The sequence below is a fragment of the Marinobacter azerbaijanicus genome (assembly GCF_030250645.1).
GTDB classification, from domain to species: domain Bacteria; phylum Pseudomonadota; class Gammaproteobacteria; order Pseudomonadales; family Oleiphilaceae; genus Marinobacter; species Marinobacter azerbaijanicus.
Map to the genome: position 1 here is coordinate 56,872 of NZ_JASSVS010000005.1, position 26,623 is coordinate 83,494.

At 59.0% G+C, this 26,623-nt stretch carries 25 protein-coding genes; 4 read left to right on the plus strand and 21 right to left on the minus strand.

Annotation, left to right across the window (positions count from 1 at the left end):
• Entirely contained in the window at positions 1 to 879 is an 879-nt protein-coding gene (locus QPM17_RS11235) for a branched-chain amino acid ABC transporter permease (protein ID WP_285390828.1), read from the minus strand.
• Positions 879 to 1,694 carry an ABC transporter ATP-binding protein gene (locus tag QPM17_RS11240; RefSeq protein WP_285390829.1) on the minus strand — a complete coding sequence of 272 codons (816 nt, stop codon included), beginning with the start codon at positions 1,692 to 1,694 and terminating at the stop codon, positions 879 to 881. The genes QPM17_RS11235 and QPM17_RS11240 overlap by 1 nt, the downstream gene beginning before the upstream one ends.
• Before the next feature lie 248 nt (positions 1,695 to 1,942).
• On the opposite strand from QPM17_RS11240, the gene QPM17_RS11245 reads away from it, so the two are divergent.
• Entirely contained in the window at positions 1,943 to 2,737 is a 795-nt protein-coding gene (locus tag QPM17_RS11245) for an enoyl-CoA hydratase/isomerase family protein (RefSeq protein ID WP_285390831.1), read from the plus strand.
• Positions 2,738 to 2,780: 43 nt separating this feature from the next.
• Here the strand turns inward: QPM17_RS11245 and QPM17_RS11250 are convergent, their stop codons facing one another.
• The 16 genes from QPM17_RS11250 to QPM17_RS11325 all read right to left on the minus strand — a co-directional run bounded on the left by QPM17_RS11250 (position 2,781) and on the right by QPM17_RS11325 (position 18,367).
• Positions 2,781 to 4,004, minus strand: a complete 1,224-nt coding sequence (locus tag QPM17_RS11250; RefSeq protein WP_285390832.1) for a CaiB/BaiF CoA transferase family protein — start codon at positions 4,002 to 4,004, stop codon at positions 2,781 to 2,783.
• A gap of 24 nt (positions 4,005 to 4,028) precedes the next feature.
• Positions 4,029 to 5,498 (minus strand): NAD-dependent succinate-semialdehyde dehydrogenase, encoded by a 1,470-nt coding sequence (locus QPM17_RS11255; protein WP_285390833.1) that lies wholly within the window; start codon positions 5,496 to 5,498, stop codon positions 4,029 to 4,031.
• Positions 5,499 to 5,537: 39 nt separating this feature from the next.
• On the minus strand, positions 5,538 to 6,221 hold the full coding sequence (locus QPM17_RS11260; RefSeq protein WP_285390834.1) for a TetR/AcrR family transcriptional regulator: 684 nt from the start codon (positions 6,219 to 6,221) through the stop codon (positions 5,538 to 5,540).
• A 45-nt stretch (positions 6,222 to 6,266) separates the two neighbouring features.
• On the minus strand, positions 6,267 to 6,971 hold the full coding sequence (locus tag QPM17_RS11265) for an ABC transporter ATP-binding protein (RefSeq protein ID WP_285390836.1): 705 nt from the start codon (positions 6,969 to 6,971) through the stop codon (positions 6,267 to 6,269).
• Positions 6,968 to 7,750, minus strand: coding sequence for an ABC transporter ATP-binding protein (locus tag QPM17_RS11270; RefSeq protein WP_285390837.1), 783 nt, complete (start codon positions 7,748 to 7,750; stop codon positions 6,968 to 6,970). Before QPM17_RS11270 ends, QPM17_RS11265 begins: the two co-directional genes overlap by 4 nt.
• Positions 7,747 to 8,694 carry a branched-chain amino acid ABC transporter permease gene (locus tag QPM17_RS11275; RefSeq protein ID WP_285390838.1) on the minus strand — a complete coding sequence of 316 codons (948 nt, stop codon included), beginning with the start codon at positions 8,692 to 8,694 and terminating at the stop codon, positions 7,747 to 7,749. Before QPM17_RS11275 ends, QPM17_RS11270 begins: the two co-directional genes overlap by 4 nt.
• Positions 8,691 to 9,560, minus strand: coding sequence for a branched-chain amino acid ABC transporter permease (locus QPM17_RS11280; protein WP_285390839.1), 870 nt, complete (start codon positions 9,558 to 9,560; stop codon positions 8,691 to 8,693). Before QPM17_RS11280 ends, QPM17_RS11275 begins: the two co-directional genes overlap by 4 nt.
• A gap of 77 nt (positions 9,561 to 9,637) precedes the next feature.
• The gene (locus QPM17_RS11285) at positions 9,638 to 10,876 is read right to left on the minus strand and encodes an ABC transporter substrate-binding protein (RefSeq protein ID WP_285390840.1); all 1,239 of its coding nucleotides are present in this window, start codon (positions 10,874 to 10,876) and stop codon (positions 9,638 to 9,640) included.
• A 149-nt stretch (positions 10,877 to 11,025) separates the two neighbouring features.
• Entirely contained in the window at positions 11,026 to 12,636 is a 1,611-nt protein-coding gene (locus QPM17_RS11290; RefSeq protein ID WP_285390841.1) for an AMP-binding protein, read from the minus strand.
• Between the two features lie 3 nt (positions 12,637 to 12,639).
• Positions 12,640 to 13,005, minus strand: a complete 366-nt coding sequence (locus QPM17_RS11295; RefSeq protein ID WP_285390842.1) for a DUF6285 domain-containing protein — start codon at positions 13,003 to 13,005, stop codon at positions 12,640 to 12,642.
• The gene (locus QPM17_RS11300) at positions 13,002 to 14,027 is read right to left on the minus strand and encodes a phosphotransferase family protein (protein WP_285390843.1); all 1,026 of its coding nucleotides are present in this window, start codon (positions 14,025 to 14,027) and stop codon (positions 13,002 to 13,004) included. The genes QPM17_RS11295 and QPM17_RS11300 overlap by 4 nt, the downstream gene beginning before the upstream one ends.
• Positions 14,027 to 15,232 (minus strand): acyl-CoA dehydrogenase family protein, encoded by a 1,206-nt coding sequence (locus tag QPM17_RS11305; protein ID WP_285390844.1) that lies wholly within the window; start codon positions 15,230 to 15,232, stop codon positions 14,027 to 14,029. Before QPM17_RS11305 ends, QPM17_RS11300 begins: the two co-directional genes overlap by 1 nt.
• Positions 15,233 to 15,242: 10 nt before the next feature.
• Positions 15,243 to 16,043, minus strand: coding sequence for an SDR family NAD(P)-dependent oxidoreductase (locus tag QPM17_RS11310; RefSeq protein WP_285390845.1), 801 nt, complete (start codon positions 16,041 to 16,043; stop codon positions 15,243 to 15,245).
• A 159-nt stretch (positions 16,044 to 16,202) separates the two neighbouring features.
• Entirely contained in the window at positions 16,203 to 16,841 is a 639-nt protein-coding gene (locus tag QPM17_RS11315; RefSeq protein ID WP_285390847.1) for a hypothetical protein, read from the minus strand.
• A gap of 12 nt (positions 16,842 to 16,853) precedes the next feature.
• Positions 16,854 to 17,528 carry an NAD-dependent epimerase/dehydratase family protein gene (locus QPM17_RS11320; RefSeq protein ID WP_285390848.1) on the minus strand — a complete coding sequence of 225 codons (675 nt, stop codon included), beginning with the start codon at positions 17,526 to 17,528 and terminating at the stop codon, positions 16,854 to 16,856.
• The gene (locus QPM17_RS11325; RefSeq protein WP_285390849.1) at positions 17,525 to 18,367 is read right to left on the minus strand and encodes an Nmad3 family putative nucleotide modification protein; all 843 of its coding nucleotides are present in this window, start codon (positions 18,365 to 18,367) and stop codon (positions 17,525 to 17,527) included. Before QPM17_RS11325 ends, QPM17_RS11320 begins: the two co-directional genes overlap by 4 nt.
• Positions 18,368 to 18,480: 113 nt before the next feature.
• On the opposite strand from QPM17_RS11325, the gene QPM17_RS11330 reads away from it, so the two are divergent.
• Positions 18,481 to 19,554, plus strand: coding sequence for a mechanosensitive ion channel family protein (locus QPM17_RS11330; RefSeq protein WP_285390850.1), 1,074 nt, complete (start codon positions 18,481 to 18,483; stop codon positions 19,552 to 19,554).
• On the opposite strand, the gene QPM17_RS11335 is transcribed toward QPM17_RS11330, so the two are convergent.
• A complete protein-coding gene (locus QPM17_RS11335) occupies positions 19,548 to 22,352 on the minus strand; it encodes an FAD-binding and (Fe-S)-binding domain-containing protein (protein ID WP_285390851.1) in 2,805 nt (934 codons plus the stop codon). The genes QPM17_RS11330 and QPM17_RS11335 overlap by 7 nt on opposite strands.
• A gap of 147 nt (positions 22,353 to 22,499) precedes the next feature.
• On the opposite strand from QPM17_RS11335, the gene QPM17_RS11340 reads away from it, so the two are divergent.
• Complete coding sequence (locus QPM17_RS11340) at positions 22,500 to 23,306, plus strand: GntR family transcriptional regulator (RefSeq protein ID WP_285390852.1); 807 nt, start codon at positions 22,500 to 22,502, stop codon at positions 23,304 to 23,306.
• 3 nt (positions 23,307 to 23,309) lie between these two features.
• Here QPM17_RS11340 and QPM17_RS11345 read toward each other — a convergent pair whose 3' ends face one another.
• The gene (locus tag QPM17_RS11345) at positions 23,310 to 24,194 is read right to left on the minus strand and encodes a chemotaxis protein (RefSeq protein ID WP_285390853.1); all 885 of its coding nucleotides are present in this window, start codon (positions 24,192 to 24,194) and stop codon (positions 23,310 to 23,312) included.
• 116 nt (positions 24,195 to 24,310) lie between these two features.
• On the opposite strand from QPM17_RS11345, the gene QPM17_RS11350 reads away from it, so the two are divergent.
• Positions 24,311 to 25,315: an AraC family transcriptional regulator gene (locus tag QPM17_RS11350; RefSeq protein ID WP_285390854.1), complete on the plus strand. Its 1,005-nt coding sequence runs from the start codon at positions 24,311 to 24,313 to the stop codon at positions 25,313 to 25,315.
• Between the two features lie 12 nt (positions 25,316 to 25,327).
• Here the strand turns inward: QPM17_RS11350 and QPM17_RS11355 are convergent, their stop codons facing one another.
• Positions 25,328 to 26,509 carry a thiolase family protein gene (locus QPM17_RS11355; RefSeq protein WP_285390855.1) on the minus strand — a complete coding sequence of 394 codons (1,182 nt, stop codon included), beginning with the start codon at positions 26,507 to 26,509 and terminating at the stop codon, positions 25,328 to 25,330.
• Between the last annotated feature and the right edge of the window lie 114 nt (positions 26,510 to 26,623).

The window sequence follows — 26,623 nt, forward strand, 5'->3', positions numbered from 1 at the left end:
TTACACTCGCTCTATTTCGTGGGTGCCGAAAAGGCCATAGGGTCGAATAACCAGAATCACCGCCAGAACCAGAAAAGTAGCCGGCATGCGGTACTCGCCACCGAAATAGGCACCCGCTACGGTTTCCAGCCAGCCAATGAACACACCGGCAATCAGCGCCCCCAGAATGCTGTCCAGTCCACCGACAATGACCACCACCAGCACACTCAGTCCGATGATCCCGAACTGGGGGCTGAGGCCACCGGTGGCCGCCACCAGCACGCCGGCCAGTGAGGCGGCAAGCGAACCGAACACCCAGGCCATATTGAATACCCGGCGTACGTTGATGCCCATGGAATAGGCGGCGGCCTGGTCCGAGGCAGTCGCCCGCAAGGCTACGCCGCCCCTGGAGAAGCGGAAATAGAGCAGATAGACAATCAACACGGCGGCACCGATCAGGAAGCCGTAGGCAATTTTCGGAGCCAAGTAGAGATCACCGATAAACACCGGCTCCCGGGGCAGAAAACTCGGGAGCAGTTGCGGATCGGCAGTCCAGATAAACTCAACCAGCCCCACCAGAATACTGGCAATACCGATAGTCACCATTACCACCGAAATCGGAGACTCCCCCAGCATCGGTCGGATCATGGTCTTCTCGATCACCCCTCCCAGAATGCTGCCGCCGAGCACCGCCAGCGGCAGCGCGATCCAGGCCGACATTTCCATGCCACCAGCAAAGGCCAGGAACAGGTAGGCGGCAAACATCATGATTTCGCCAATGGCAAAATTGATCACACGGGTGGCTTTGTAGATGATGACAAAGCCCAGGGCGATCAGCGCGTATAGCCCGCCCATGGCGAGGCCCGCCAGGCTTATTTCACCAAAGAACATCCAATCCATCAGGCGGCCTCCCCTTCCGGATTGAGCTTCTTGCGCAAACTGTCGATGTCGCTGTTCCCAAGGTAGGCCTTGATCACCTCTGGATTCTTCTGGACATCCGCCGGCAGGCCCTCGGTAATCACCTGACCAAAATTGAGCACCGCAATGTGGTCAGAAATATCCATAACCATGCCCATGTCGTGCTCTACCATCAGTACGGTAATGCCCCACTCCTCCCGGATATCCAGAATAAAGCGGGCCATGTCTTCCTTTTCTTCCCGGTTCATTCCAGCCACCGGTTCGTCCAGCATCAGCACCTTGGGTTGCATGGCCAGTGCACGCGCCAGCTCCACCCGCTTCTGCAAGCCATAGGAGAGACTCGACACCGGTTGACGGCGGATATGGTCAATCTCCAGAAAATCGATAATCCGTCGTTCGACATTCCTGCGGACCGCGATTTCCTCCCGGCGGGCAGGGCCAAAATAGGCCAGTGCACTGAGCAGGCCGCTTTTCATATGGACGTGGGCGCCAAGTTTGATGTTGTCCAGTACGGTCATACCCCGGAAAAGGGCAATGTTCTGGAAGGTTCGGGCCAGGCCCAGCGCGGCCCGTCGCGGCGGCTTGATGCCGCTTGAAAGCACCTGGCCCTGGTAATGGATGGAGCCCTGCTGGGGTCTGTAGAAACCGGAAATGCAGTTGAACAGAGACGTTTTGCCGGCACCGTTCGGGCCGATAATGGTAGTGATGGTGTTCTCGGGCACGCGGAAGCTGACATCCTGCAGGGCCTTTACACCACCAAAAGACAAAGACAGGTTACTGATTTCAAGGATGCTCACTACACCTCCCTGCATCCCTGGGGCCGGGTATACAGGCATGCAAACAGCCCTTGTTGCTACCCGGATTACGCCCAAAGATGATTGTAATTCTTGTTTTTTCTTGTCGCCGGAGTAAACCCCGACCAGATTCAAAGTAGTCCATCCAGGCAACATTAGCCATACCCCGCTATTCTGTTACCGGACAGATCACACTAACCTTACGCAGGGAAGTGACCAACAGATGCACCGCGGCGAGAGAAAGATCAGATATGACAGATAGATTGGTTACCACCAGCTTCGACTCTGGAACCGGCGTGGCAACGCTCACCTTCAACCGGCCGGAAGCCCTGAACGCCATCAACATCCCCCTGGCCGAAGCCTTTCTGGCCGCTGTCCAGGGGCTGAAATCCATGCCGGGGGTGCGGTGCATCGTTCTGACCGGAGCGGGGAGAGCCTTCATGGCGGGAGGGGATATTGCCAGCATGGCGGGGTCTTCGGAGCAGGCAGGTAATGCCATCAACGCCATACTGGATGCGGTCAACCCGGCTATCCTCCTGTTGCGCAGCATGGACGCCCCGGTCATAGCAGCGGTCAGGGGTGTGGCCGCTGGCGCGGGGCTGAGCCTGGCACTGATGGCAGACCTGATTATTGCCCGGGAAGATGCAAGGTTTCTGGTCGCCTACAATGGCATTGGCGCGGTTCCCGATTGCGGTGGCAGCTGGTTTCTGCCCCACAGGATCGGTGCCGGCCGGGCGGCGGAATTAATGTTGCTGGGCCGGACGCTGAGCGCCACCGAGGCCAAAAGCTGGGGGCTGATCACCGAGTTTGCCCCGGAAGAACGTTTTGAGCAGCTACTCGCCACAACCATCGAGAAAACGGCAAAAGGCCCCACCCGCGCCTTCGGGGCCTTCCGCCGGCTCACCGACAGGGCCAATGGCGGTCAGCTGGCCGCACACCTGGAGGCGGAACGGGAGGCTTTTCTGGAGATGACCCGAACGGAGGATTTTGCAGAGGGCGTTTCTGCGTTTCTGGCCAAGCGGCCGGCGCGGTTTCGCGGCCGGTAACAAGTGTGGGCGCCCGGCCGTGGTAACCCCGCGCAGCTGAGGTTCAGGAGATGATACCCCGTTCCCTGAGCAACTGGATCTCGTCGGAAGAAAGACCGGCAATGTGCTGCAGGACATGCTCCGACTGCTCCCCCAATAAAGGTGGTGCCGTGCGGTAGGTTACCGGTGTCAGTTTCAGCTTGATCGGATTGCCGACCATCGGCACCTCACCCAAGGCAGGGTGGGTGACAGTCTGCCTCATCCCCCGTGCCAGAATCTGAGGGTCGTTAAATACCTGATCCAGGGTATTTACTGGCCCGCAGGGCACCCCGGCGCGCTCCAGGACTTCTACCCACTCCCGGGTGGACCGCATCACCGTAGCCTGCCGCAGCTTCGGGATCAGTTCCTTGCGATTGGCCACCCGGGCGCGATTTGTCGCAAAGCGATCATCGCTTGCCCACTCCGGATGCTCCAGCACATCACACAGCCGGACAAACTGCTGATCATTGCCAATCGTCAGTACCATATTGCCGTCGGCCGTGGGAAAGTCCTGATAAGGCACGATATTGGGATGAGCGTTCCCCATCCTTGTTGGGGCCTTACCCGTTGTCAGATAATTCATGGCCTGGTTGGCCAGGCAGGCCACCTGCACATCCAGCAGCGCGGCCTCCACATATTGGCCTTCCCCGGTCCGGTCCCGGTGGCTGAGAGCGGCGAGTACGCCGATGGTGGCGTACAGCCCGGTCATGATGTCAGTCAGGGCCACCCCCACCTTCGTCGGCCCCGCGCCAGGCTCGCTGTCCGGCTGCCCCGTGATACTCATCAACCCTCCCATGGCCTGAATCAGGAAATCATAGCCGGGCCGATTCGCGTAAGGGCCATCCTGGCCAAATCCGGTGATTGAACAGTAAATAAGTTTGGGATTGACGCGTTTCAGACTGTCGTAATCCAGGCCATAGCGCTTGAGACCGCCGACCTTGAAGTTTTCCAGCACCACATCCGATTCGGCCACCAGCTTGCGGACCAGTGCCTGGCCTTCCGGATGGGCGATATCGACCGCCAGGGACTGCTTGTTCCGGTTGGCGCTCAGAAAGTAGGCGGAGAGTTCGGCGCTGCCATCAGCACCCTTAAGATAGGGCGGTCCCCAGAAGCGGGTATCGTCACCGGTTCCCGGGCGCTCGATCTTGATGACCTCCGCACCCAGATCGCCGAGAAGCTGGCCTGCCCAGGGGCCGGCCAGGACCCTGGAAAGATCAAGGATGCGCAGATGGGACAGGGGGCCTGCCATTCGACTCTCCTTGCCAACAAGGGCTTAGCGCATGCCGCCCAGACACAGATATTTGAGTTCCATAAACTCATCCAGGCCATATCGGGAGCCTTCCCGGCCGAGGCCGCTTTCCTTGACGCCACCAAAGGGGGCGGTCTCGGTGGAAATGATTCCGTCGTTGATACCGATCATGCCCGTTTCAAGGGCCTCAGCGACATGCCAGATGCGTCGGATATCATTGCTGTAGAAGTAGGCGGCCAGACCGAATTCCGAGTCGTTGGCCATGGCGATTGCCTGTTCCTCGGTATCAAACCGGAACAGCGGTGCCACCGGCCCAAACGTCTCCTCACTGGCCACCAGCATATCCTGAGTGACATCAGTGAGGATGGTTGGTTCGAAGAAGGTGCCACCCAGCGTGTGTGCATTGCCCCCCAGGACTACCCTGGCGCCCTTGCCGGTGGCATCAGCGATGTGTCGCTTGACCTTATTCAGGGCCGCCTGGTTGATTAGCGGGCCCTGTTGAGTCTCGCCTTCAAGACCAGCGCCCACCACCAGTTTAGCGACCGCTGCTTTGAGCTTTTCAACAAACTGGTCATACACACCGGACTGAACATAGATGCGGTTGGCGCAGACACAGGTCTGCCCGGTATTCCGATACTTGGAGGCCATCAGTCCGGTTACCGCGGCATCAAGATCGGCATCGTCGAACACGATAAACGGGGCATTACCACCCAGCTCCAGACTCACTTTCTTGACGGTGCCGCTGGCCTGGCGCATCAGCAGTTTACCCACTGGGGTAGAACCGGTGAAAGACACCTTGCGAACAACCGGATTGGTGGTCAACTCCTTGCCCACCTCTGGGGCCCGATCCTTTGAGCATGTAATGATATTGAGGACACCCGGGGGGACACCGGCCTCCTCTGCCAGCACCGCCAGGGCAAGGGCACACAGCGGGGTATCCTCTGCAGGCTTAACCACCACCGGGCAGCCGGCGGCGAGAGCCGGGGCCACCTTGCGGGTGATCATTGCCACCGGAAAATTCCAGGGCGTGATCGCCGCCACTACCCCGATTGGCTGCTTGATCACTACAATTCGCTTATCCCTGCCATGGCCCGGGATCACATCACCATAGGCGCGTTTTGCTTCCTCTGCGAACCACTCGATAAAGCTTGCGCCGTAGCCTACCTCACCGCGTGCTTCCGCCAGCGGCTTGCCCTGCTCCGCCGTCATCAGTCTGGCCAGGTCTTCCTGATGTTGCATCACCAGGTCGAACCAACGGCGCAGAACGCCGGCGCGCTCCTTGGCCGGGCGTGAACGCCATTCCGGCCACGCGGCCTCAGCCGCTCCGATGGCAAGCCGGGTATCCTCTGCGCTCATGTCCGGCACATTTGCCAGGTGTTCGCCATTGGCCGGATTGGTTACCGGCAATTGGTTACCCGAACGCGCCTGGACCCATTCGCCGTTCATGTACGCGCTTTCGCGCAAGAGTTCCGGGTTCGTCAATCCTACAGTCATTACAGTCCTCTCGATCCTCAAAAAAAGGAACTGACGTCTTCAGAGCAGATAGCTTTCAATCACATCTCTGACAAACGCCGCATAGTCATCAACGGCAACATTCTGGTCACGGTATTTTCTGCGCTTCAGGTACCAGTCCTGCAACAGGGCCTTGATCATTGAAGCTACAAGGCGGGCGTTCCTTGGCCGGTACACCCCTGCCTTTATGCCGTCCTCAATGACGCTCAGGAAGATATCCTCGATCTCCAGCTCGATGGCCACCGCATCGCGTTTTTCCGGCGCCGGCAGGCTCTTCGCCTCCATGTAGGAGAAATAGAACCAGGCCCGCATGAGCTCGCTCAGGTACAGGTGCGCCTTGATCGCAGAAAACAGCTTGTCACGGACATCATCCACCTCGCCAGTGTAGTGCAGCAAGGTACGGCGGGTAATGGTGAATCCATGGCTCTGGATCAGGTGGATCAAGTCGTCCTTGTTGCGAATGTAGGCATACAGCCCCCCCATGCTCATGCCCGAGTCCGCACACAGGTCTCTCAGGGTCATCGCATGGAAGCCCTTGGAGTTGGCCAGTCTCAACGTTGATTCGATGACCCGGATCAGGTTCTTGACCGCCGTCGCCTCTTTCTTGATGCTGATCCTGTCCTTGTTCTGGCGGTAGACCTCACGGACCACGTCCTCCTTGGACATGCTCAATTCGTCACGGAATGCCTCATAATTTTCAATCATTGGTACCACGCCTTTCTGCTCCTGCGGCGGGGATTATACGTCAGATCATGCCACCGACAGGAACCGGTCCTGGGTGGCCTGGTCAGCCCGCAGTTCATCACTGCTCGCCTCGTGCACCACTTGGCCCTTTTCCAGTATGTAGGCTCTCTGGGCATGCTTGAGAGCGAAACGCACGCTCTGGTCGGTGAACAGGATAGTTGTGGTCTGACTCAGGTCATCAATCAGCTCACCAATCTGCTGAACGATAACCGGGGCCAGACCTTCATTGGGCTCGTCCAGCAACAACAGCCGTGGCTGGATCATCAGGGAGCGCGCCACCGCCAGCATCTGCTGCTGGCCACCGGAGAGGGTGGCACCGTCCTGGTCCGCCCGTTCGCCAAGCATCTCGTATTTCTTCAGGATGCCATCCACCGTCCAGCGGGCGTTACTGCCCTTGCGTTGATAAGAGGCCACATCCAGGTTATCCCGCACTGTCAGCCCGGGAAAGATCCGGCGGTCTTCTGGTACATAACCGATGCCTGCGCGAGCAATCCGGTGGGCCGGCCAGCCCTGGACGGGCTTGCCGTCATAGATGACCTCACCGGATCGCGGAGGCGTCAGGCCCATGATACTTTTCAGGGTGGTGCTCTTTCCCGCGCCGTTCCTGCCGAGAATGCAAACTGTCTCACCCGCTTCGAGCTGAAGGGTAACACCCTGGAGCGCCTGGCTCTCACCATAAAACGTCTGGATATTGCGAACATCAAGAATCATGGTTTGGCCTCCTCGACCGCTTCGTCGTCTTCCTCTCCCAGGTACGCAACACGAACCTCCGGATCGTTCTTCACTTCCTCGGGTGAACCGGCAAACAGCTTTTCACCACGGTGCATGACCAGAATTCGGTCCGCCAGGTTGAAGACAACGTCCATATCGTGCTCGGTGATCATGAATGTGTAGTCACCGCTGTCTGCAAGCTTCTTGATCAGCCGGGTGGTGCGCCGGGTTTCATCGGGGGTCATGCCGGCTGTGGGTTCATCCAGCAGCACCAGTTTAGGTTGTGTTGCCAGCACCATAGCAATTTCCAGCAATCGTTTGTCGCCGTAACTGATGACTTCCGCGCGCTGCTCCTTCAGGCTGTCGATGCCCAGACGCTTCAGAAAATCGACCGCCTCCTGCTGGATTCCGGTATTACGGGAGGCAATATTGAACAGCTTGCGGCTGTGGCCATGATAGGCCGACAGCACGACTTCCACGTTCTCCTGCACCGTCATCTCCGGGAAGATGTTATTGATCTGGAACGAGCGGGATACTCCCAGGCGGCTGATCTTGTGGGGTGGCAGGCCGGTGATATCTTTGCCGTCCAGCATGATCTTGCCCTCAGTCGGCTGCATCCGGCCGGAAACCATGTTGTAAAAGGTGGTTTTCCCGGCACCGTTGGGACCGATGATAGCGATGGTTTCCTTGGGCATAACTTCCAGGTTGATATCGGAGACTGCAGTGACTCCACCAAAACGCTTGGTCAGGTTGGCAATGGTAAGGACCGGGTTACTCATTTCTTCACCTCCATCCACCAGTCAATGGCGGTGCCCAGCAGACCCTTGCGGAAGAAGATCACCATTAACGCCAGGATGATGCCCAGAACCAGCATCCAGGACTCGGTATAAGTAGTGATCCAGGTTTCCAGCAATACGAACGCCGCGGACCCGATGAATGGCCCCAGGAAAAACCCGGTGCCACCGAGAATGGCCATCAGAATCGGTTCGGCGGACATGGACCAGTGCAGGAGCTCCGGGCTCGCCACACGCAGGAACGGGGCGATCAGACCACCGGCCAGACCTGCGAAAATGCCGGCAATAACGAAAGCCACCAGACGGTAAGTACGCACATTCAGCCCGGCGAACGAGACCCGCTCGGGATTCTGGCGGATGGCCTTGAGGATCATGCCGAAAGAACTGCGGCAGATCACGTAAAGCACTATCGCGGCAATGGCCACTATTCCAAGCACCACATGGTAATAGACCGACGGGTTGGCCAGGGTCAGATCGAGGCCGAGCCCGAAGGAGCCCAGGGTAAACCCGGCAAGGCCGTCACTGCCGTTGGTCACCGAGCGCCACTGGTAGGCGATGGCAAAGACCATCATGCCAAAGGCCAGTGTCAGCATGGCAAAGTACACCTCATTGAGCCGGACGCTCAGGAAGCCGATCATCAGCGCCAGCAGTGCGGACGCCCCCATGGAGACCAACAGGCAGGCCAGGAAAGGCCACTCAAGGTGGATAAGTACCAGGGCTGTGGCGTAGGCGCCAATACCGAAGAATGCCGCATGCCCGAAGCTCAGCATGCCGGTATAACCGAAAATCAGGTTGAAGCTGGCCGCGAACAGGCCGAGGATCAGGATTTCGGTAAAGATAAACACGTAGAAATAGGAAGCAATCCAGGGCACAGCAATCAGCCCGGCAATCACCACAGCCAGAATGGCCATCAGAACCTTGGTCTTCATGCATTTGCCCCCTTGCCCATAATGCCGTTTGGTTTGAACAACAGAACCAGCGCCATGCCCACGAACGGCAATAACAGGTTCACTTCCGGCAGGTAGCGGCCACCGAAGCCGTGAATCAGTCCCAGGATGATGGCTCCGAGCAAGGCGCCCGGGAAGCTGCCCAGCCCCCCGATCACCACCACGATAAATGACTCGATAATGATCTTGTCCCCCATGCCGGGGTCAAGTGCCCGCATGGGTGCTGCCATGACACCACCGACAGCGGCCAGCCAGGCACCAAAGGCAAACACACCGGTCACCACCATCCGGGTGTTGATGCACAGCGCCTCGGCCATGTCCCGGTCCAGGGCGGCCGCCCGCATGATGCGGCCAACGCGGGTGCGGTTGAACAGGTACCAGAGACCGGCCAGCAGCAACAGGCCGATGACGATCACAAACAGGCTGTAGGTGGCAACAGAACTGCCCAACAGGCTCACCGAACCTGACAGCAAATCCGGCGGCTGGACCACATGGATGCCGCTACCCCAGATCATCCTCACACTCTCGTTGATGATCAGCAGGATAGCGAAAGTCAGCAGCAGGCTGTCTGCCACGTCACGGGAATAGATAAAGCGCAGCAGTACCCGGTCGATGATGACTGCAAGGATAGCGACGCCGATTGGCGCCAGGATCAGGGCCGCCCCGAAGGGCATACCCGCTATATTGATCAGTGTGAAGGCCAGATAGGCCCCCAGCATGTAGAGTGCCCCGTGGGCAAAGTTGATGATGTTCAGTACACCGAACACGATATTCAGACCCACTGCGATAATGAACAGCAGCAGCCCGATATCGAGACTGTTCAGCAACGCCGCTCCGATGCCAGACATGGATTACCTCATTACGTTAGGGCCGGATTCGCGGCGCCCCGGAGGGCGCCACGGCAAGCAAAAGAACAACAGTCAATTCAGAGCTTGCAGCCGGTCGCTTCGATAGTGCGGGCTACTTCTTCGCCGTCAAAGATCTGCAGGTTGGTTAGCGTGCGGATGCCATGCTCCGGATGCATAGGGCCGGAAACACCCCAGTTCGGGCTCACCATGGCCTGATTATCGCCTGCACGGAAAGTAACCGTTCCGTTCGGGGCTTCCATACTCATGCCGCTCAGCGCCTTGGCAACGGCAGGACCATCGGTGGTACCGGCCGCTTCCATCGCCTGTTTGTAGGCGTAGATGGCGGCATACGCACCCTCAGCGTTGTAGCTCGGCGGGTTGCCGTAGGCGTCAAGGTAGGCTTTCACAAAGCGGTCATTAGTGTCGTTGTCGTAGGCTTCGTACCAGTAACGGGTAGACAGATGCACTCCCTCAGGCATTTCTTCGCCCAGGGCGGTCAGTACTTCAGTCGCGGCGCCCACTGTGAACATCACCTCCAGGTCCTCTTCGAAGAAACCACGGTTATTGGCCTGGCGGATAAAGTTGACCAGGTCACCACCCCAGACGGAGATCAGAACGCCCTCGGCGTCAGAGTCCATTACCCGGTCAATGAACGGAGTGAAATCCTCGGCACCAAAGCGCGGGAAGTTGGTCTCCGACATCAGGTTCACATCCGGATTGATCTCTTTGAGATAGTTACCGAAGAACTCCCAGGACTGATGACCGAACGCATAGTCCGGACCGATGGTGGTCCAATTAGTGGCATCGGTTTTAGTGGCATCGGTTTCTGCAGCCACCATGGCGGCGGCCTTCATGTTCTGGGCCACGTTTACACTGATGCGGTAGGTAAATGCATTACACAGTTTGCCAGTGACATCCGGCGTGGCGGCGTGGGTTATGATCAGGGGTTTCTGCAGCTCCGGCATGGTCGGAACCATACCCTGGGCAACGCCCGAGCTGTCGAGCCCCACGAGAGCGTCCGCACTCTCCGAGTAGACTAGCTTGCGCGCGGCCTGGATGGCCACCGAAGCCTTTCCCTGGGTGTCCTCATAGATCATTTCTACCTGTCGACCCAGGATGCCACCAGAGTCGTTAATTTCATCCACTGCCAGGTTAATGCCTCTCTGGGCAAACTCGCCGTATGTGGCAGCACTGCCGGAGAGAATGTAGAGCCCCCCGATCCGGATCGGATCCTCGGCATAGCTGGTACCGGCGGTACCAAGCGTCGCGGTTGCGGTCATCGCAACCAGAAGATTTCTGATGCTCATTTTTTTCATGGTATTGCTCCTGTGTTCTTGTCTTTGTTGTCACTGGAACTTGTGAGCCCGCTGAATCAGGGCCGGTTTCGTTTTTCTGAATGCGTTATATGCGTTATCGCAACCTCCTGCTGACCATGGTCAGCCCAGTCATCGGGACAGCCCGGTCATCAAAACAGAGAGTCCCGCAGAATGTTTTTGCGGATCTTGCCGGTGGCAGTCTTGGGAAGCTCGCCAAGCACCACTTTCCTCGGCGCCTTGAAGTGCGCCATGTGATCCCGGCAAAAAGTGATAATCTCCTCGGCCGAGAGTTCCTCACCATCGTCGACCGGATTCACAAAGGCGCAGGGCACTTCGCCCCACACTTCATCGGCCATTGCCACCACCGCCGCCTCGGAGACTTTCGGGTGTCGGTAAAGGACCTCCTCTACTTCAAGGCTTGATATGTTTTCGCCGCCGGAGATAATCACGTCCTTGGCCCGGTCCCGGATTTCAACATAGTGATCCGGGTGCATAACGGCCAGGTCCCCGGTGTGGAACCAGCCGTCGCTGAACGCCTTCTGCGTGGCCTCCGCATTCTTCAGGTAACCCTTCATCACGGTATTGCCACGGATACAGATCTCGCCCATGGTCTTGCCGTCGGCAGGTACCATTTTGCCGCTGACGGTATCCATTACCGCGACCTCGTCCAGGCCGTGGGTGGGGACACCCTGACGGGACATTTTCACTGCCCGTTCTTCCAGCGACAGCTGCTGCCATTCCGGCTGGGGCACGCACAAAGTTGAAGGACCGAAGGTTTCAGTCAGGCCATACAGATGGGTAATCCGGAAACCGATTTCCTCTGCCTTGCGAATCACGCTGCTGGGGGGCGCTGCGCCACCCAGGGCAAAGTGGGCCGGGCGGGAAAGCTTCAGGCCCTTGCGCCCCAGCTCCTGTAGCAGCATGTTCACCACCACCGGCGCGCCGCACATGTGGGTGACTCCGTAATCCTCGATCCGGCGGTAGATTTCCATGGCGTCCACCTCCCGCAGGCAAACGTGGGTGCCGCCTACGGCCGTGATCGCCCAGGTGTAGGCCCAGCCGTTGCAATGGAACATCGGCAGGGTCCACAGGTAGACCGTCTCGGCGGTCATATTGAACACCATGGCGTTAGTCATGGCCGCCAGGTAGGCACCCCGATGATGGTAGACCACGCCTTTCGGATTGCCGGTGGTACCGGAGGTGTAATTCAGTGAAATGGCGGTCCATTCGTCGGAGGGAGCTTGCCAGTCAGCTTCGGGGTCGCCCTCCGCCAGCAGGCTCTCGTAGTCCAGGTCCGCCAGGCCTTCGCTAGCCCCTGCCTTGCGTTCGATGGACACCAGCAGCGGCGGCGCCTCCAGCTCGGCTATGGCAGCCCTGACCTGGTTCTCCCACTGGGTGTCGTAGAACAGAACCCTGGCTTCACCATGGCTCAGAATGAAGGTCAACGTTGCCGCATCGAGGCGGATATTGATTGAATTGAGCACCGCACCGGACATGGGCGCGGAATAATGAGATTCGAGCATTTCATGGCTGTTGGGACACAAGATGGCCACCGTATCGCCGGAGTTAATGCCGCGGCGACGAAGCGCATCGCCCATCTGGCAACAGCGCTGGTAGAGCTGCCGGTAAGACAACGTTCGGTCGTCATCGATAACCGCCGGCTTGTCGGGAAAAACCAGTGCCGAGCGCCGCAGCAAGTTCAGAGGCGTCAGGGCAGAGTGATTGGCGGCTGTCTTGTCGAGGCTGTTGTACTTATTCATGGTTCACCGTTTCAGATAGCCAGGGTTATTGATCAGCAACCGGGACTCGGTGAGGGTACGGAGCACAGAACGCAGAGCCGGATCAGTTCCATCCAGGCGACGCTCGCGAATAGCCCGGGCAAGGTTCGCCTCTGCTTCAGCAGCCGTTTCATCAACGGATTGCTCTGAAAGGTATGCCCGCACGGCCCGGTCGGTCTGCTCTGGCTGGCCCTGCTCGCGCTGCTCAAGCTCCCGGATGGCCATGCCCATGGCATTGGCAATCATGAGTGCCTGGTATTTGTGTTCCCCGGCAAGCTCCGGGGCCACTGATTCCAGCAACACCTGGCGAGCCTCGGCAAGTAGATCCCGGGTTTCTGGTTGATTGATCATTGCCCATCCTCCAGTTCCTGAACCTGGTTCAGCAGGTCCAGCTCCATCTGCGCCACCATGCGACCAGTCAGCGCCAGTTCCAGCGAACGCTGTTCACCAGACATGTGTCTGCGCGCCTGCTGCAACGCAATCATCGCCCAACGCACCAGCGCCATGACTTCCCAGTAGCTGACCGTCGCCGGATCAAGGTCGACGCCGCTTGCTTCCCGGTAGCCGTCCAAAAGATCCTGCCTGTCTCCGATCCCGCCAACTTCCCGGTCATCGACTCCGAACCGCCAGCTGCGACTACAGAGCCAGCCCAGGTCCTCACAAGGATCGCTCCAGGCGGTAAACTCCCAGTCCAGGACAGCGGTCAGCTCATCACCGTCCATCATGTAGTTACCGGTCCGGAAGTCACAGTGGCAAAGCACCGTCGGCCCCGGTTCCGGCGCATGATCCTCTAACCAGTTCAGCGCCCACTCCAATACCGGATGAGGTTCACCGATTTCTTTCAGATAGCGGCGGTACAGCGCTACCCGGCTCAGGGCCGGATTGTTCGGATCGGGCATCACCAGGAACTCCAGCGAAGCCTGCGGTGGCCGCACTGTGTGCAACCTGGCGAGCTCAGCGCCCAGCCGGCGCACAATGTTCCGACGCTGCTCTTCGGAGAAATCCGCCTTGACCAGTTTGCGGGGAGACGCGCTCCCCGCTGCCCGGGTCATGACGTAGAACACCTGCCCGCTGACCTCTGGGTCCTCACACAGCCAGAGCGGCTCCGGTGCGGTTACCCCGGCCCTGAACGCCGCCTGAAGAACCCGGAATTCCTCGGGCCTGGACAGGCTTTCTGCGACACCCGAAGGGGCATCCTGCCGGACCACAAATTCCTGCCGGCCTGGCCGGCTGCCGCCCTCCAGTTCCAGCGTCAATCCGAAGTTATCCTGGATGGCGCCGCCGGAGAGCTTGTCGAACTCGATAACCCGCGCAGCCCGGGCACCGGTTTGCCGGGCAACGAACGTGCTGAAGGTGTCGGCAAGCGCGGCCATTACGCCTTCACTCCCCAATGCCAGAAATCGGTACGCTCCGCCAGCAAGGTCTTCGAGAACACCATCTTGTGTATTTCCGAGGCACCATCCACCAGTCTCGCCTGGCGGGCATAACGGTAGATCCACTCCAGAGGGGTATCCTTGGAATAGCCCCGCGCACCGCAAAGCTGGATGGCCGTATCCACCGCCTTGTGCAGGGTGTCGGCCACAGCAACCTTGGCCATGGAAACTTCCTTGCGGGCAAAGTCACCCTGGTCCAGCTTCCATGCGGCATGCATGGTAAGCAGCCGGCCGACCTGGATCTCCATGGCCGCCTCGCCCAGTAGCCATTGCACACCTTCGCGCTGGGCCAGGGACTGACCGAAGGATTCCCGGTTATTGACATACTCGGTGGCAATCTCCAGGGAACGACGGGCCAGGCCCAGCCAGCGCATGCAGTGGGTAAGACGGGCCGTACCGAGGCGGATCTGGGTGAGCTTGAGGCCATCGCCAACTTCCATCAACCGGTTCTCGTCTGGGATTTCCAGGCCATCGAACCGGAGCTCGCAATGGCCGCCGTGTTCTTCCGGCCCCATGATCGGAATCCGCCGGATGATTTCCCAGCCTGGATCATCCTTGTGGAACAGGAAGGCGCTCAGGCCCTTGCGGGTATCGTCGGAAGTCCGTGCAATCAGAATAAAATGCGACGCTTCGGCGGCGCCGGTAATGTAATGCTTGTGGCCGTGTATAACCCACCCGTCGCCCTTGCGCGTAGCAGTAGTCTGCATCATGCCGGGATCCGAGCCACAGCCGGGAGGTGGTTCGGTCATCACAAACGCTGAACTTACTTTTCCCTCCACGATGGGCTTGAGCCAGCGCTCCTGCTGAGCTTCTGTCGCCACCTTCGCCAGCACGATCATGTTTCCGTCGTCCGGCGCCGCGGAATTGAACACCACCGGCCCGAATATCGACCGGTTCATCTCTTCGTAGCAGGCCGCCATACCGGAAATGTCGAGCCCCTGACCGCCCAGATGCTCAGGAATCTGCAGGCACCACAAGCCCTGCTGTTTTGCCTTGGCACGCATCTGATCGAGGCAGTCGCGCGCAATGTTCTCATGTTCATCATAGGCCTCCGGGTTCTGCTCCAGAGGCAACAACTCCTGTTCCACAAAGTCCTTGATGCGTTTTCGGTACGACTCGTTCCCGGGGCTAAGATTGAAGTCCACAGCTTGCTCCTTAAAGCGAGGATTGAAGATGGCCGCCATCCACCACAAGGGTGCTGCCGGTCATGTAGTCGGAAAGGTCTGAGGCCAATAGCAACAACGGGCCACTCAGATCCCCAGCCTGGCCAAGACGGCGCTGAGGTATACGGCGGATCATTTTTTGGCCGGGTTCACTGGCAAAGAAATCACGGTTCAGATCGGTTTCGATGTACCCCGGCGCTAGCGCGTTGACACGGATACCGAAACGGGCCCATTCCAAGGCAAGGGCGCGGGTCAGCTGCTCGACGCCAGCCTTGGCGGCAGCATAGGGCGCCACGTTACCGGCCACGCGATGACCAAGAATGGAAGAAATCATGATGATACTGCCGCCCTGATTGATCGCGGAGAGGCGGCGGGCGGCTTCATTGCACACTAGCCAGCAGCCCTTGAGATTGGTGTCGACCACCCGGTCCCATTCCAAAACGGTCAGATCCAGGGCCTTCTTGCTGGTTGCCACTCCGGCATTGGAAACCACTACATCCGGGATGGCGATGGCGTCGGCCATGGTATCGAACGCTTCGCAGACACTGGCCTCGTCGGTAACATCCATGGTGACAACATGGATCCGATCAGCATATTCGGGAAGGTCGGTCTTGAGGGATTCCAGTACCTCTCGGCGGCGGCCACTGGCAATGACCGTCGCACCGGCTTCAAGCACGCACCGGGTAAAGCTGCGTCCAAGGCCACCAGCAGCTCCTGTAACCAGTACAGTCTTGCCGGCCAGACTCAGCGACCTGTTTGCGCTGCCAAGGTTCGTGTTATTCGAATTGTTCATGTTTGGACCTCCTTGTTCCAAAATAGAACGAGCGCTCGAATTATTCAAGAACAAATTGCAAACTGCCCAACTGGTGACTGTCACCATCAGCCCAAACATTGGAATGGGTTACTCTCAGACGATAGAAGGGAGCGGCTATTTCATGGCCTGGCAAACAGGCTACTTTGACTGATCCGAACTGTCAGACTCTGACTGTCCCTTTCTCTCCGGGCTGAGTTCTGACTCAAGCCAGCGACGGACTTCGTGCCGGTCTTTGCGGCGGGTGAGCTGTTCACTGTGAATGTTCCGGGGATATATTTCCGGCCCTCCTTCGTGCTCCAGCCGGAAACGCCGGCGCACGCCAACCGGATACCGGCTTGGGCCATGAACCACGGCAGCACGGATTTCTACCGCCACGATGTCCTCGAACAGATAGTCGCTGTCGCTCTCCTCGCTTCGACGGCCCAGGATAATATTGCGAAACGAGCCCAGCACCAGGTAGCCGCCGGGCTGCAATGGCCCCTGCCGTAACACCTGGTGGACGTTGCTGTCGTCTGCGCCAACCCGGCGATACTCGGTCACTGTCAGCGTTTTCTCTTCACCAGCCCGTGTATGCAGCACCACCTGAACACACTGCACGTGAACGGTTTCCTTGCCCATATTCACCAGCAGGCACAAGGCGTCGGGATTCTCGTTCTGGGCGTGGTGGATTACCAGATAGGGGCGGTTATTGCGCTGATACTGGATAAAGAACACCTGGAAGTAGACCACCCAGATCAAAGCCATAACCGCACTGCTGACAGGTCCGATGTACTCCATTGTTCCTCCTGATCACGCTTTCGCCAGCGCCACTATGTCCGGGTACTCATAGACCCGAACCACCGGTTTGGGCGGAGTCTCCCGGGCAAGCGCGCTTACCTCATTCACCATTGCCCTTGCCACGGTATCCGCTTCTATGGCCCGGAATCTTTCCAGCGGACCCAGCAGCGCCCGGTTAATAAGGGGCATGGCTTTCATTCCCAGGGCTTCGGCAGTGCGACGTTCCTGCCTGTCACCCAGCAGCAGGCTGGGCTGATATATAGCAAGGTAAGGATAGCCCAACGCCTTTACGCCGTCCTCGAGTTCCCCTTTCACGCGGTTGTAGAACACCGTGGACGACGACGAAGCGGCAATGGCCGACATCAGTAAAAACGCCTTCGCGCCGTTTGCGCGACCGAGCTGCGCCGCTTTCAGTGGATAGCCGTAATCCACTTTGCGGAACTGCTCCCGGGAACCGGCCTTCTTCAGTGTCGTACCCAGGCAACAGATGATGGCATCCACCAGGAACAGTTCGCCGTGTTCATGGATGCGATCAAAATCGATCTCGTGCTGCTCGAGTTTTTCATGGCTCAGCGCAAGTGTACGACGCACAGGCGTAACCACCGACGACACATGGTTACTGTCCAGCAGGCCTTGCAGTACCTTGCCACCGGTCAGGCCGGTAGCACCCAGAAGCATCACTCTCATAAAATCCCCCTCAACCAGGAAACCACTCCAGGATAAGTTATAGTATCCAGTACGAATTCCTGCCCCCGGGACGCGCTCCGAAGCAGGCAATGATCCCCATCCAGGGACCAGCGGGCAAGGTTACTGTGAAAACTCATCGCTGTTTCCGCCGACTCGGGGAAAAAACACGCCGGCAAACGCCATTGCGTTGTGGAGGCGGCATCCGCAGACGTCAGCCGAAGATGATCCTGCATGCTGGCAAACACACCCGCGCCTGGAAGACCCAATGGCTGTCCGTCGAGACGCAGCTGCTCAGAGGCCACATACAGGGTATTACTGCCATCCTCGTGCCCATGAAAATGCGGATGGTAGCGAGCCCAGGGCAAGTCCTCTTCCGAGAGGTCATCGATCCGGTGTACCTCGCCCACCTGAAGCCAGCCCCAAAGCGCATGAAACGGGCGGGCCTGCTGTACAAATCGCCAGGCTCTGCCCCGCTTTTCCACATCACGGAACAGGCCAAAGAAAAGGAACAGGTCACCGACACCAACCCGCTGCTTGCGGAGATGTCCCTGGGCGGCACCGGCCTGACCCAGACAGGGCCGCCAGCCATCATCCCGGGGATATACGTCGGCTATCAGGTCGGGGTCCAGATGGGCTTTTCGGGTTCCACCACGCCGGTTTCCGGTCAGGCTGGCGACCAGGCTGCCAACGTTCAGGCCCTGATAATGGAGATCCCTGTAGGCAATCCGGGAACGGGGATCCGGAATCGGGAGAGTGTAGAACGACCGGTCGGGAAACACCGGGCTTGGGCAGCCGCCGGCGGATGAGTCGAAGCCTTTCCGGCTCAGGATCAGTTTCATAAACGAATGTCGGTGTCATTGAACAGGCGGCAACCATATCACGCTCTTGAAAAGCAGTTTAAACTGACCGCACTCACAGACTGACTCACCCGCTGACCCAATGCCGATCTCCCATGACTGACTTTGACACTCTGAACGCACTACGGGCAGGCCTTGAAGGCTGGTTTCGGCCTGGTGTTACGGCCCTGCTCTCCGCCGTCTTCACCTTCATCCTTTACCAGGGTGTGCTGAAATTCATTCAACACATCACCCGCAGCAAAACCGTTCCCCGGCTGTTTCTCGATGCTTCCGCCACCGCACTGGGATTTGTCATTGCGCTTCTGGTCCTCAACGGAGTTCTGGAAACAGCGCCTCCTGACCTGCCGTTCCTGAGCCATATTCAGCACGGCGCAACCCTGGCGTTGATTGTTGCAGTCACCTGGGCTCTGGTCCGGTGCACATCCGCCATCGGCAATGTCATTGTCGCATTGAACCCGGTGCTGGAAGGACAGTGGAAACGTGCCCGCAAGGTGGAAACCCAGACACGTTTTCTGGTGAGGGTGCTGAACGTCCTCATTGTCATTGTCGGGTTGGGGGCAGCGCTGGTGACCTTTGAACCGGTTCGTCACCTGGGCAGCAGCCTGCTGGCCTCGGCCGGTATTGGTGGCATCATCCTGGGCTTTGCCGCCAAACCGGTACTCGGTAACCTGCTGGCCGGCATGCAGATCGCGCTAACCCAGCCTTTCCGCATAGACGACGTACTTTACGTCCAGGGCGAGTGGTGCTGGGTGGAGGAAGTCACGGCCACCTACGTAGTGCTGAGGGTCTGGGACCTGCGGCGACTGGTTGTGCCATTGCAATGGTTTATCGAGAACCCTTTCCAGAACTGGTCTAGAAACGACACTGAGCTGGCGGGGACGGTATTCATCAACGTCGACTACTCCATGCCCATTGAACCCCTGCGGAAGGAATTCCACAGATTGCTGGAGCAATCACCCGAATGGAACGGGAACATCAGCACGGTACAGGTCACGGATTCCGGAGAAACCACCATTCAGATCCGCCTGTTGATGAGTGGCGCTGATTCCACGGCACTCTGGAACCTCCGGTGCGCCATCCGCGAAGGCATCATCACCTTCATTCAGGAACGGTTCCCGGAACATCTGCCCCGCGTCCGTGCAAGGCTGGTTGAAAAACCGGATCAGTGAGCGGCCGCTTCGGTTACACGGTCTACCAGGTAAACCAGCCCGTGGTAGTCAATTCCGCCGTGGCGACTCAGGCCGATCTCGCAGGTACGGCTGGTTGAGATTCCCTCGGTGCAGCCGTCCACCTGACGGGGCAGCGTTCGCAGGGCGTGGCTGTTCAGTTCAGGAACATTGAACCCCTTGTCACCGGCGAAGGCGCAGCAGTGAATGTCCTCGGGAACAACCACATTGGTGCTGCACCGGCGCGCAATATCAATCAGGCCCTGAGACTCCCCCAGATGCTGGGTGCTGCAGGTAACGTGCACCGCAATTGCCGTGTCTTCAGGCTTGAACACCAGGCGATCAACCAGCTTCTCGCGGATGAATTTCACCGGGTCATACAGGTCCAGCCCCAGCTCGCGGGCCGCTTGCTGAATCTGCAGGGTGCAGGGGCTGGTATCGCAGTACACCGGATCCCTGCCGTTACGGGTGGCGGTGAGTAATGCCTGTAACAGCTCAGACTTCTTGCGATCAGCCTGCTCCGGGTACCCTTTCGAGGCAAAGGGCTGGCCACAACAAAGGGCATCCAGCCCCTGGGGATGAACCACCTGGTAGCCACCCTTTTCCAGTAGCTGACGGGTTTTGTCCTGCAGCGTCGTCTGCTCCGCATCGCCACTGGCAGGCCCCATGACCCGTGACACACAGGCCGGCAGGTACACCACTCTTGGTGCGCCACTATCGGGCGCCTCGGCTGGCGACACAAAACGGATGGGTTGCGGCATGGACGGATCCCACTGCGGCAGCCGCTGCCCGGACACCTTGCTCAGGCCCGCGCTCAGCTTTGCCAGCCTCGGCGCGCCCAGCAGTTTTTCCACCCCGGAAGCCATGGTCAGCACCAAGCGTGTCCCACGCAGCACTGCCTGAAAGTGGTCCGCCACCCAATTGGCTGTGCCGGGGTGGCCGGTTTTCTCCGCACGCAGCTTGCGCACCAGATCGCCCGTGTTGATATCCACCGGGCAGCGCTGGGCACACAGACCCGTGGCCGCGCAGGTATCGATGCCCTGATACTGGTAGGCGGCTTCCAGTTCCGATGTGTCCTTTCCTGCCCGTTTTTTCGCCTGGATATCACGCCAGATCACAATACGCTGGCGCGGCGACAGGGTCAGCCCTTCTGACGGGCATACCGGCTCGCAGAAACCGCACTCGATGCACTTGTCGATCAAAGGATCGGCGGCGGGCAGGGGCTTCAGGTTTTTCAGGTGGATATCCGGGTCATGGGACAGGACCACGTCGGGGTTTAGCAGGTTTTCCGGGTCCAGCAGATGTTTGATTTTCCACATCAGCTGCCAGGCATCGTGCCCCCACTCCAGCTCCACAAAGGGCGCCATGTTGCGGCCGGTACCATGCTCCGCCTTCAGGGAACCGCCGAACTCAACGGCCACCAGTTGCGAGACATCTTTCATGAAGGCGTCGTAGCGGGCCACCTCGTCGGGGTCATCAAACCCCTGGGGGAATACAAAGTGAAGATTTCCTTCCAGAGCATGGCCGAAGATGATGGCGTTGTTATAGCCGTGCTTTACGAACAGCGCCTGAAGCCGTTTTACCCCCTCAGCGAGCTGGTCAAGCGGGAAGGTGACGTCTTCGATAATGACCGTGGTGCCGGTCGGACGCACCGCCCCCACGGCGGGGAAGGTACCCTTGCGGATCGCCCACAGCTGGTCGGAAACCCTGGCATCCGTGGTGAAATCCACTTTTTCTTCCACTGCAAAATCAGCCAGGGCAGCCCTGATCTTCTCCAGTTGCTGCTGAAGCGTTGCCTGGTCAGCAGCTCGCGTTTCAATCAACAGGGCGCAAGCATCTTCCGACAGCCCGTGTATCCATTCAGGGAGTCCGGGCTTGTCCTGGACCGACCGCAGGCTTCGGCGGTCGAGCAGCTCTACCGCGTCAACCGGTTGAGAACGCAGTATCGCCGCGGCACGACAACAGCTGTCGACACCGGTGAACACCAGCAATGCCGTGGCTTTGTTGGGATAATCAGGCACTGTGTCATAGGTGACCGAGCTTACAAAGCCCAGGGTGCCCTCGGACCCCACCATCAGGTGGGTGAGGATGTCCAGCGGGTCGCTGTAGTCCACCAGCGCATTGAGCGACAGACCGGTGGTGTTCTTCAGTCGATACTTATGTCGGATACGGTCCGCCAGTTCAGTGTTGGCCCGGGTCTCGGCGGCCAACTGCTCCAGCTCCTTCAGCAGCCTGGCATGGCTGGCCTGGAAGACCTTCACACTGGCGTGGTCTTCCGTGTCCAGCACTGCCCCGTCTGCCAGCACAAGCCGCATGCTGGCGAGGGTATTGTAGGTATTCTGCGCGGTACCGCAGCACATGCCACTGGCGTTATTGGCAACAATCCCACCAATCTTGCAGGCATTGATGGACGCCGGGTCAGGGCCGATCTTGTAGCCATAAGGCGCCAGCCAGGCGTTGGCCTGAGCCCCGATAATGCCCGGCTGCAGTCGGATCTGGCGGCCGCCGTTACGGATCTCATGATCTTTCCAGTGATCACCCAGCACCAGCAGGATCGAGTCGCTGATGGCCTGTCCGGACAGGCTGGTGCCTGCGGCCCGGAAGGTGACCGGTGCCGAGAAGCGCCTGGCGATCTTCAGCACCCCGACCACTTCATCCTCGCTTTCCACCTTCACCACCACAGCCGGTATCAACCGGTAGAAGCTGGCGTCCGTGCCATAGGCCAGGGTCGACAGTGGGTCATCATAAACCCGTGTGGCCGGGACCAGCGCTTTTATCGCTGCGAGGACGTCAGGTGACATCAGTAACTCCTGGATTATACCAGAGGAACATTTGGATAATTGGTAATACCAATTTATACTGTTTCGGATATTAAGATAGGGAACTTTGGCGACAACTTCAAAGGAAAATGCCTAGACAATGGTCGAGGCAGCCGGAGCAGGACCGCAATGAACATGGGTAAGATTGCACCAAAACGCCTCGCAGACAGCATTGTCGAGGAACTGGAGAACATGATTCTGGAAGGCACCCTGCAGCCCGGGGAGCGGCTGCCCGCCGAACGCACGCTGGCTGAGCGGTTTGGCGTATCCCGCCCGTCATTGCGGGAAGCTGTACAAAGGCTGGCCACCAAAGGCCTGCTGGTCAGCCGCCAGGGCGGCGGCCACTTTGTGGCGGAATCACTGGGGTCAAGCTTTACTGACCCGCTGATTGCCCTGCTGGAGGGGCGCCCGGATGCCCAGCGGGACCTGCTGGAATACCGACGAACCCTGGAAGCAGACTGCGCCTATTACGCCGCGCTCCGAGCAACCGCAGTGGATAAGACGCACCTGAAAGCCGCATACGAAACCCTGCATGCCTGCTATGCATCGGGGAACAGCAGTGACCTGGGCGAGGAAGGATCAGCCGACGCGCGGTTTCATCTGGCCATTGCCGAAGCCAGCCACAATGTGGTTCTGCTGCACACCATCCGGGGGTTGTTCAGCCTGCTGAAAACCAACGTGGTCGCCAACATCGGAGACATGTACGCCAGGGACAGGAAGACACGAAGCGAACTTATGGAACAGCATCGTTTGCTGTTTGAGGCTATTATCGAAGGCCGCGCGGATGATGCCAGACATTTCGCCGGGCATCATATCCAGTACGCCCTGCAGGCGCTATCCGAACAGAACGAAAGTGACCGCAGACTGGAACGCTCACTTCGCAGGAACAGCCAGGGCACAACGGCAATCCCGGGAAAGCCTGCCAGAGAACACTGACACTCAGTCCCGGTCGGCCCCGCGCAGCATGGCGTGCAGCAGTTCTTCCGCGTCGAACTTGGTCAGGGCTTCGTCTGCCCCCACCTGCTTGGCGTAGCTCACACTCATTTCGCTGTTGAGCGAGGTGTGAAGAATGATGTAAGGCTGCCGGAGGGAGCTGCTGTCCCTGACGTTGAAGGTGAGTTCGTAGCCGTCCAGCCCTGGCATTTCGATATCACTCACCAGGATATCTATGGGCCTGCCATCGCTATTGGCATTGATCATCAGATCCAGTGCATCCTGGCCGTTGGTGGTTACAAAGTAGGTGACGTCCTTGCTGTCCAGAGCATCGGACAGCTGCTTGCGTGCCACCTGGGAGTCGTCCACCAGCAGGATATTCAGGCCCTTCAGTGTCTCTCGCTGCACGTCTGTCAACACAACGTCGTGGGGATTGACGGACTCGGGATACACCCGGGCCAGAAGCAGTTCCACATCCAGCAACTGCACAATCTGGTCCTCGATAGTCACCAAACCGGTGATGAAAGCCCGGTCTCCAAGGCTCCTTGGCGGCGGCATCACATCCTTCCAGTCCGTCTCGACGATTTTCCGCACGCTGCGCACCAGGAAACCAATCTCCCTGCGCTGGATGTCGGTCACAATAATGGACGCGGTCTTGCGCTCTTCTGGCGTCAGTGGCTGATAACCAACCGCAGCAGCCATGTCGATGACCGGTACCGCCGAGCCCCGGAAACTCATGGTGCCTACAACCGCTGAATGGCTGTGGGGCAGCTTGGTCAGCGGAACAAACGGCATGATCTCGCGGATCTTGAGGGTGCCCAGGCCAAAAGGCCTATGGCTCGTCAGATAGAACAACAACAGTTTCTGCGGGTGCTTGGTGCCCTCGGCCATAACCTTGTAACCTGTCTGGAACTTTGCGAAAAGTTTAACAGGCCGACAATAACATGCCGGCCCCTCTGAAATTGTAAGATTTTGCAGCCGGCCGCCCTACCCGAGATGAACGCCCGATGAAGAACCTGACCTTCTCTTCCCACTACGCCAGGTCCGTCCTTTACGGCCTTGAGAAGGCGGGCGGCTATTCCGACGAACTACTACGTAATAACGGCATTGACCCGGAATTCATTAACTCACCACGGGCGAGGGTACCTACCGAGCAGTTTATACGTCTGTTCCGCCTGGTCTGGGGCAAACTCGATGACGAATTCATGGGCCGCACCAGGCAGCCCTGTCGCGTCGGGCACTTTCATCTGATGGGTTCGCTGGTGGTGCACAGCGCCAATCTGGAGGAGGTGATCCGCCAGAGCATTCGCTGTTACCGGCTGTTCTCGGACGACATCGTGATTGAGCTGGATACCAGCGGCGAAGAGGTGGAACTGAGCATTACCCACCGCCACCCGGAGCTGGACCCGGACAACTTCCTGGTGGAGTGGCTGCTGATGGTGTGGCATCGCCTGGTCGGCTGGCTGATTGGCCGCAAGATCGTGCTCAGCCATGCCACCTTTCAGCACGGTCTGCCGCACCACTTTGATGAATATCGCTTTGTGTTTCCCTGCCAGTGTTTCTTCAATCGCGACCGCAACAGCCTGTTTTTCAGCCACAACTATCTGGACATGCCGGTGACGCGAACGCCGGAGGAGCTGGACGAATTTATCGCGCAGTCGCCCCGTAACCTGCTGATCTGGACAGATGAGGACGACAGCCTCACCACCCGGGTGCGGCAGATTCTGGAGAGTGTCGAGGACGAGCGGTTACCCACCCAGGAGCAGATGGCCGAACAACTGCACATGACGGCCTATACCCTGTCGCGGAAACTGAAAGCGGAGGGCAGTTCCTACCAGAAGATCAAGGATAACCTGCGGCGGGATCAGGCGGTGATCATGCTCACGCGGCAGAACCTGACGGTGTCCGAGATTTCGTCACAGCTGGGATTTGCCGAGCCCGGCGCTTTTTCCCGTGCCTTCAAGCACTGGACCGGGCTCAGCCCACTGGCCTACCGCAAGCAGGACCAGTAGTTCACTCTGCGATTACAGCAGTTCGATCGCTACCGCAGTTCCTTCTCCGCCACCAATGCACAGGGATGCCACACCGCGCTTGAGGCCACGCTGTTTCAGGGCATTGATCAGGGTGACCATGATGCGCGAGCCGGAGGAGCCGATGGGGTGGCCCAGGGCACAGGCGCCGCCGTGGACGTTGACTTTGTCGGCGTCCAGACCAAGCTCGTTGATGGCCGCCAGGGTGACCACTGCAAAGGCTTCGTTGATTTCGAACAGGTCCACGTCGTCGCGGCTCCAGCCAGCCTTTTTCAGTACCTTTTCGATGGCACCGATGGGCGCGAGGGTGAACTCGGACGGCAGGCGGGCATGGGTGGCGTGAGCCACTATGCGTGCCTGGGGTGTGAGGCCACGCTTTTCGGCTTCTTCACGTGTGGCCAGCACCATGGCGGAGGCGCCGTCACTGATGGAACTGGAGTTGGCGGCGGTCACGGAGCCGTCTTTGGCGAAGGCCGGTTTCAGCTGGGGGATCTTTTCCGGTTTGGCTTTGCCCGGTTGTTCGTCGGTGTCGACCACGGTGTCGCCGCCACGCCCGGAGACGGTCACCGGGGTGATTTCGTCAGTGAAGCCGCCGTTCTTGATGGCCGCCAGCGAGCGCTTGAGGGAGGCAATGGCAAAGTTGTCCATGGCTTCGCGGCTGATATCGTATTTGTCCGCGGTGCGCTGGGCGAATACGCCCATGAGGCCGCCTTCGTAGGCGTCTTCAAGGCCGTCGAGGAACATGGAGTCCATGACCTGGCCGTGGCCCATGCGGTAACCGCCGCGGGCTTTGGGCAGCAGGTAGGGTGCCTGGCTCATGTTTTCCATGCCGCCGGCGATCATGATGCTGTTGGTGCCGGCCTTGATCTGGTCGTGGGCCATGATGACGGCCTGCATGCCGGAGCCGCACATTTTGTTGATGGTGGTGCAGCCGGTTGAATCAGGGATGCCGGAGGCGCGGGAGGCCTGGCGTGCAGGCGCCTGGCCGAGGGCGGCGGGCAGTACGCAGCCCATGATGACTTCCTGGATGTCTGCCGGTTGCAGGCCGGCTCTTTCGATGGCTGCCTTGATGGAGGTGGCGCCCAGGTCCGGCGAACGCACGGTGCTGAGGTCGCCCATCATTCCGCCCATGGGGGTTCTGGCGGAGCCTGCGATTACTACGTCGTTGCTGTTCATTTCTTTAATCCTCTGGTTTCGGTGCAAGACCGTGTGGGTGACCTTCCTCCGGGACACGCTGTAAATACGTCCCTGTACGCTCGACAAAAGCCATCCATGGCTTTTGACGGTCCC

Coding starts and splice junctions, on each gene's coding strand:
- QPM17_RS11325 (WP_285390849.1), bottom strand. CDS start 18,367: ATGAAACTGATCCTGAGCCGGAAAGGCTTCGACTCATCCGCCGGCGGC.
- QPM17_RS11310 (WP_285390845.1), bottom strand. CDS start 16,043: ATGAACAATTCGAATAACACGAACCTTGGCAGCGCAAACAGGTCGCTG.
- QPM17_RS11250 (WP_285390832.1), bottom strand. CDS start 4,004: ATGGCAGGCCCCCTGTCCCATCTGCGCATCCTTGATCTTTCCAGGGTC.
- QPM17_RS11255 (WP_285390833.1), bottom strand. CDS start 5,498: ATGACTGTAGGATTGACGAACCCGGAACTCTTGCGCGAAAGCGCGTAC.
- QPM17_RS11265 (WP_285390836.1), bottom strand. CDS start 6,971: ATGATTCTTGATGTTCGCAATATCCAGACGTTTTATGGTGAGAGCCAG.
- QPM17_RS11260 (WP_285390834.1), bottom strand. CDS start 6,221: ATGATTGAAAATTATGAGGCATTCCGTGACGAATTGAGCATGTCCAAG.
- QPM17_RS11330 (WP_285390850.1), top strand. CDS start 18,481: ATGACTGACTTTGACACTCTGAACGCACTACGGGCAGGCCTTGAAGGC.
- QPM17_RS11295 (WP_285390842.1), bottom strand. CDS start 13,005: ATGATCAATCAACCAGAAACCCGGGATCTACTTGCCGAGGCTCGCCAG.
- QPM17_RS11350 (WP_285390854.1), top strand. CDS start 24,311: ATGAAGAACCTGACCTTCTCTTCCCACTACGCCAGGTCCGTCCTTTAC.
- QPM17_RS11275 (WP_285390838.1), bottom strand. CDS start 8,694: ATGAAGACCAAGGTTCTGATGGCCATTCTGGCTGTGGTGATTGCCGGG.
- QPM17_RS11345 (WP_285390853.1), bottom strand. CDS start 24,194: ATGGCCGAGGGCACCAAGCACCCGCAGAAACTGTTGTTGTTCTATCTG.
- QPM17_RS11290 (WP_285390841.1), bottom strand. CDS start 12,636: ATGAATAAGTACAACAGCCTCGACAAGACAGCCGCCAATCACTCTGCC.
- QPM17_RS11320 (WP_285390848.1), bottom strand. CDS start 17,528: ATGAGAGTGATGCTTCTGGGTGCTACCGGCCTGACCGGTGGCAAGGTA.
- QPM17_RS11335 (WP_285390851.1), bottom strand. CDS start 22,352: ATGTCACCTGACGTCCTCGCAGCGATAAAAGCGCTGGTCCCGGCCACA.
- QPM17_RS11340 (WP_285390852.1), top strand. CDS start 22,500: ATGAACATGGGTAAGATTGCACCAAAACGCCTCGCAGACAGCATTGTC.
- QPM17_RS11285 (WP_285390840.1), bottom strand. CDS start 10,876: ATGAAAAAAATGAGCATCAGAAATCTTCTGGTTGCGATGACCGCAACC.
- QPM17_RS11355 (WP_285390855.1), bottom strand. CDS start 26,509: ATGAACAGCAACGACGTAGTAATCGCAGGCTCCGCCAGAACCCCCATG.
- QPM17_RS11280 (WP_285390839.1), bottom strand. CDS start 9,560: ATGTCTGGCATCGGAGCGGCGTTGCTGAACAGTCTCGATATCGGGCTG.
- QPM17_RS11300 (WP_285390843.1), bottom strand. CDS start 14,027: ATGGCCGCGCTTGCCGACACCTTCAGCACGTTCGTTGCCCGGCAAACC.
- QPM17_RS11235 (WP_285390828.1), bottom strand. CDS start 879: ATGGATTGGATGTTCTTTGGTGAAATAAGCCTGGCGGGCCTCGCCATG.
- QPM17_RS11270 (WP_285390837.1), bottom strand. CDS start 7,750: ATGAGTAACCCGGTCCTTACCATTGCCAACCTGACCAAGCGTTTTGGT.
- QPM17_RS11315 (WP_285390847.1), bottom strand. CDS start 16,841: ATGGAGTACATCGGACCTGTCAGCAGTGCGGTTATGGCTTTGATCTGG.
- QPM17_RS11245 (WP_285390831.1), top strand. CDS start 1,943: ATGACAGATAGATTGGTTACCACCAGCTTCGACTCTGGAACCGGCGTG.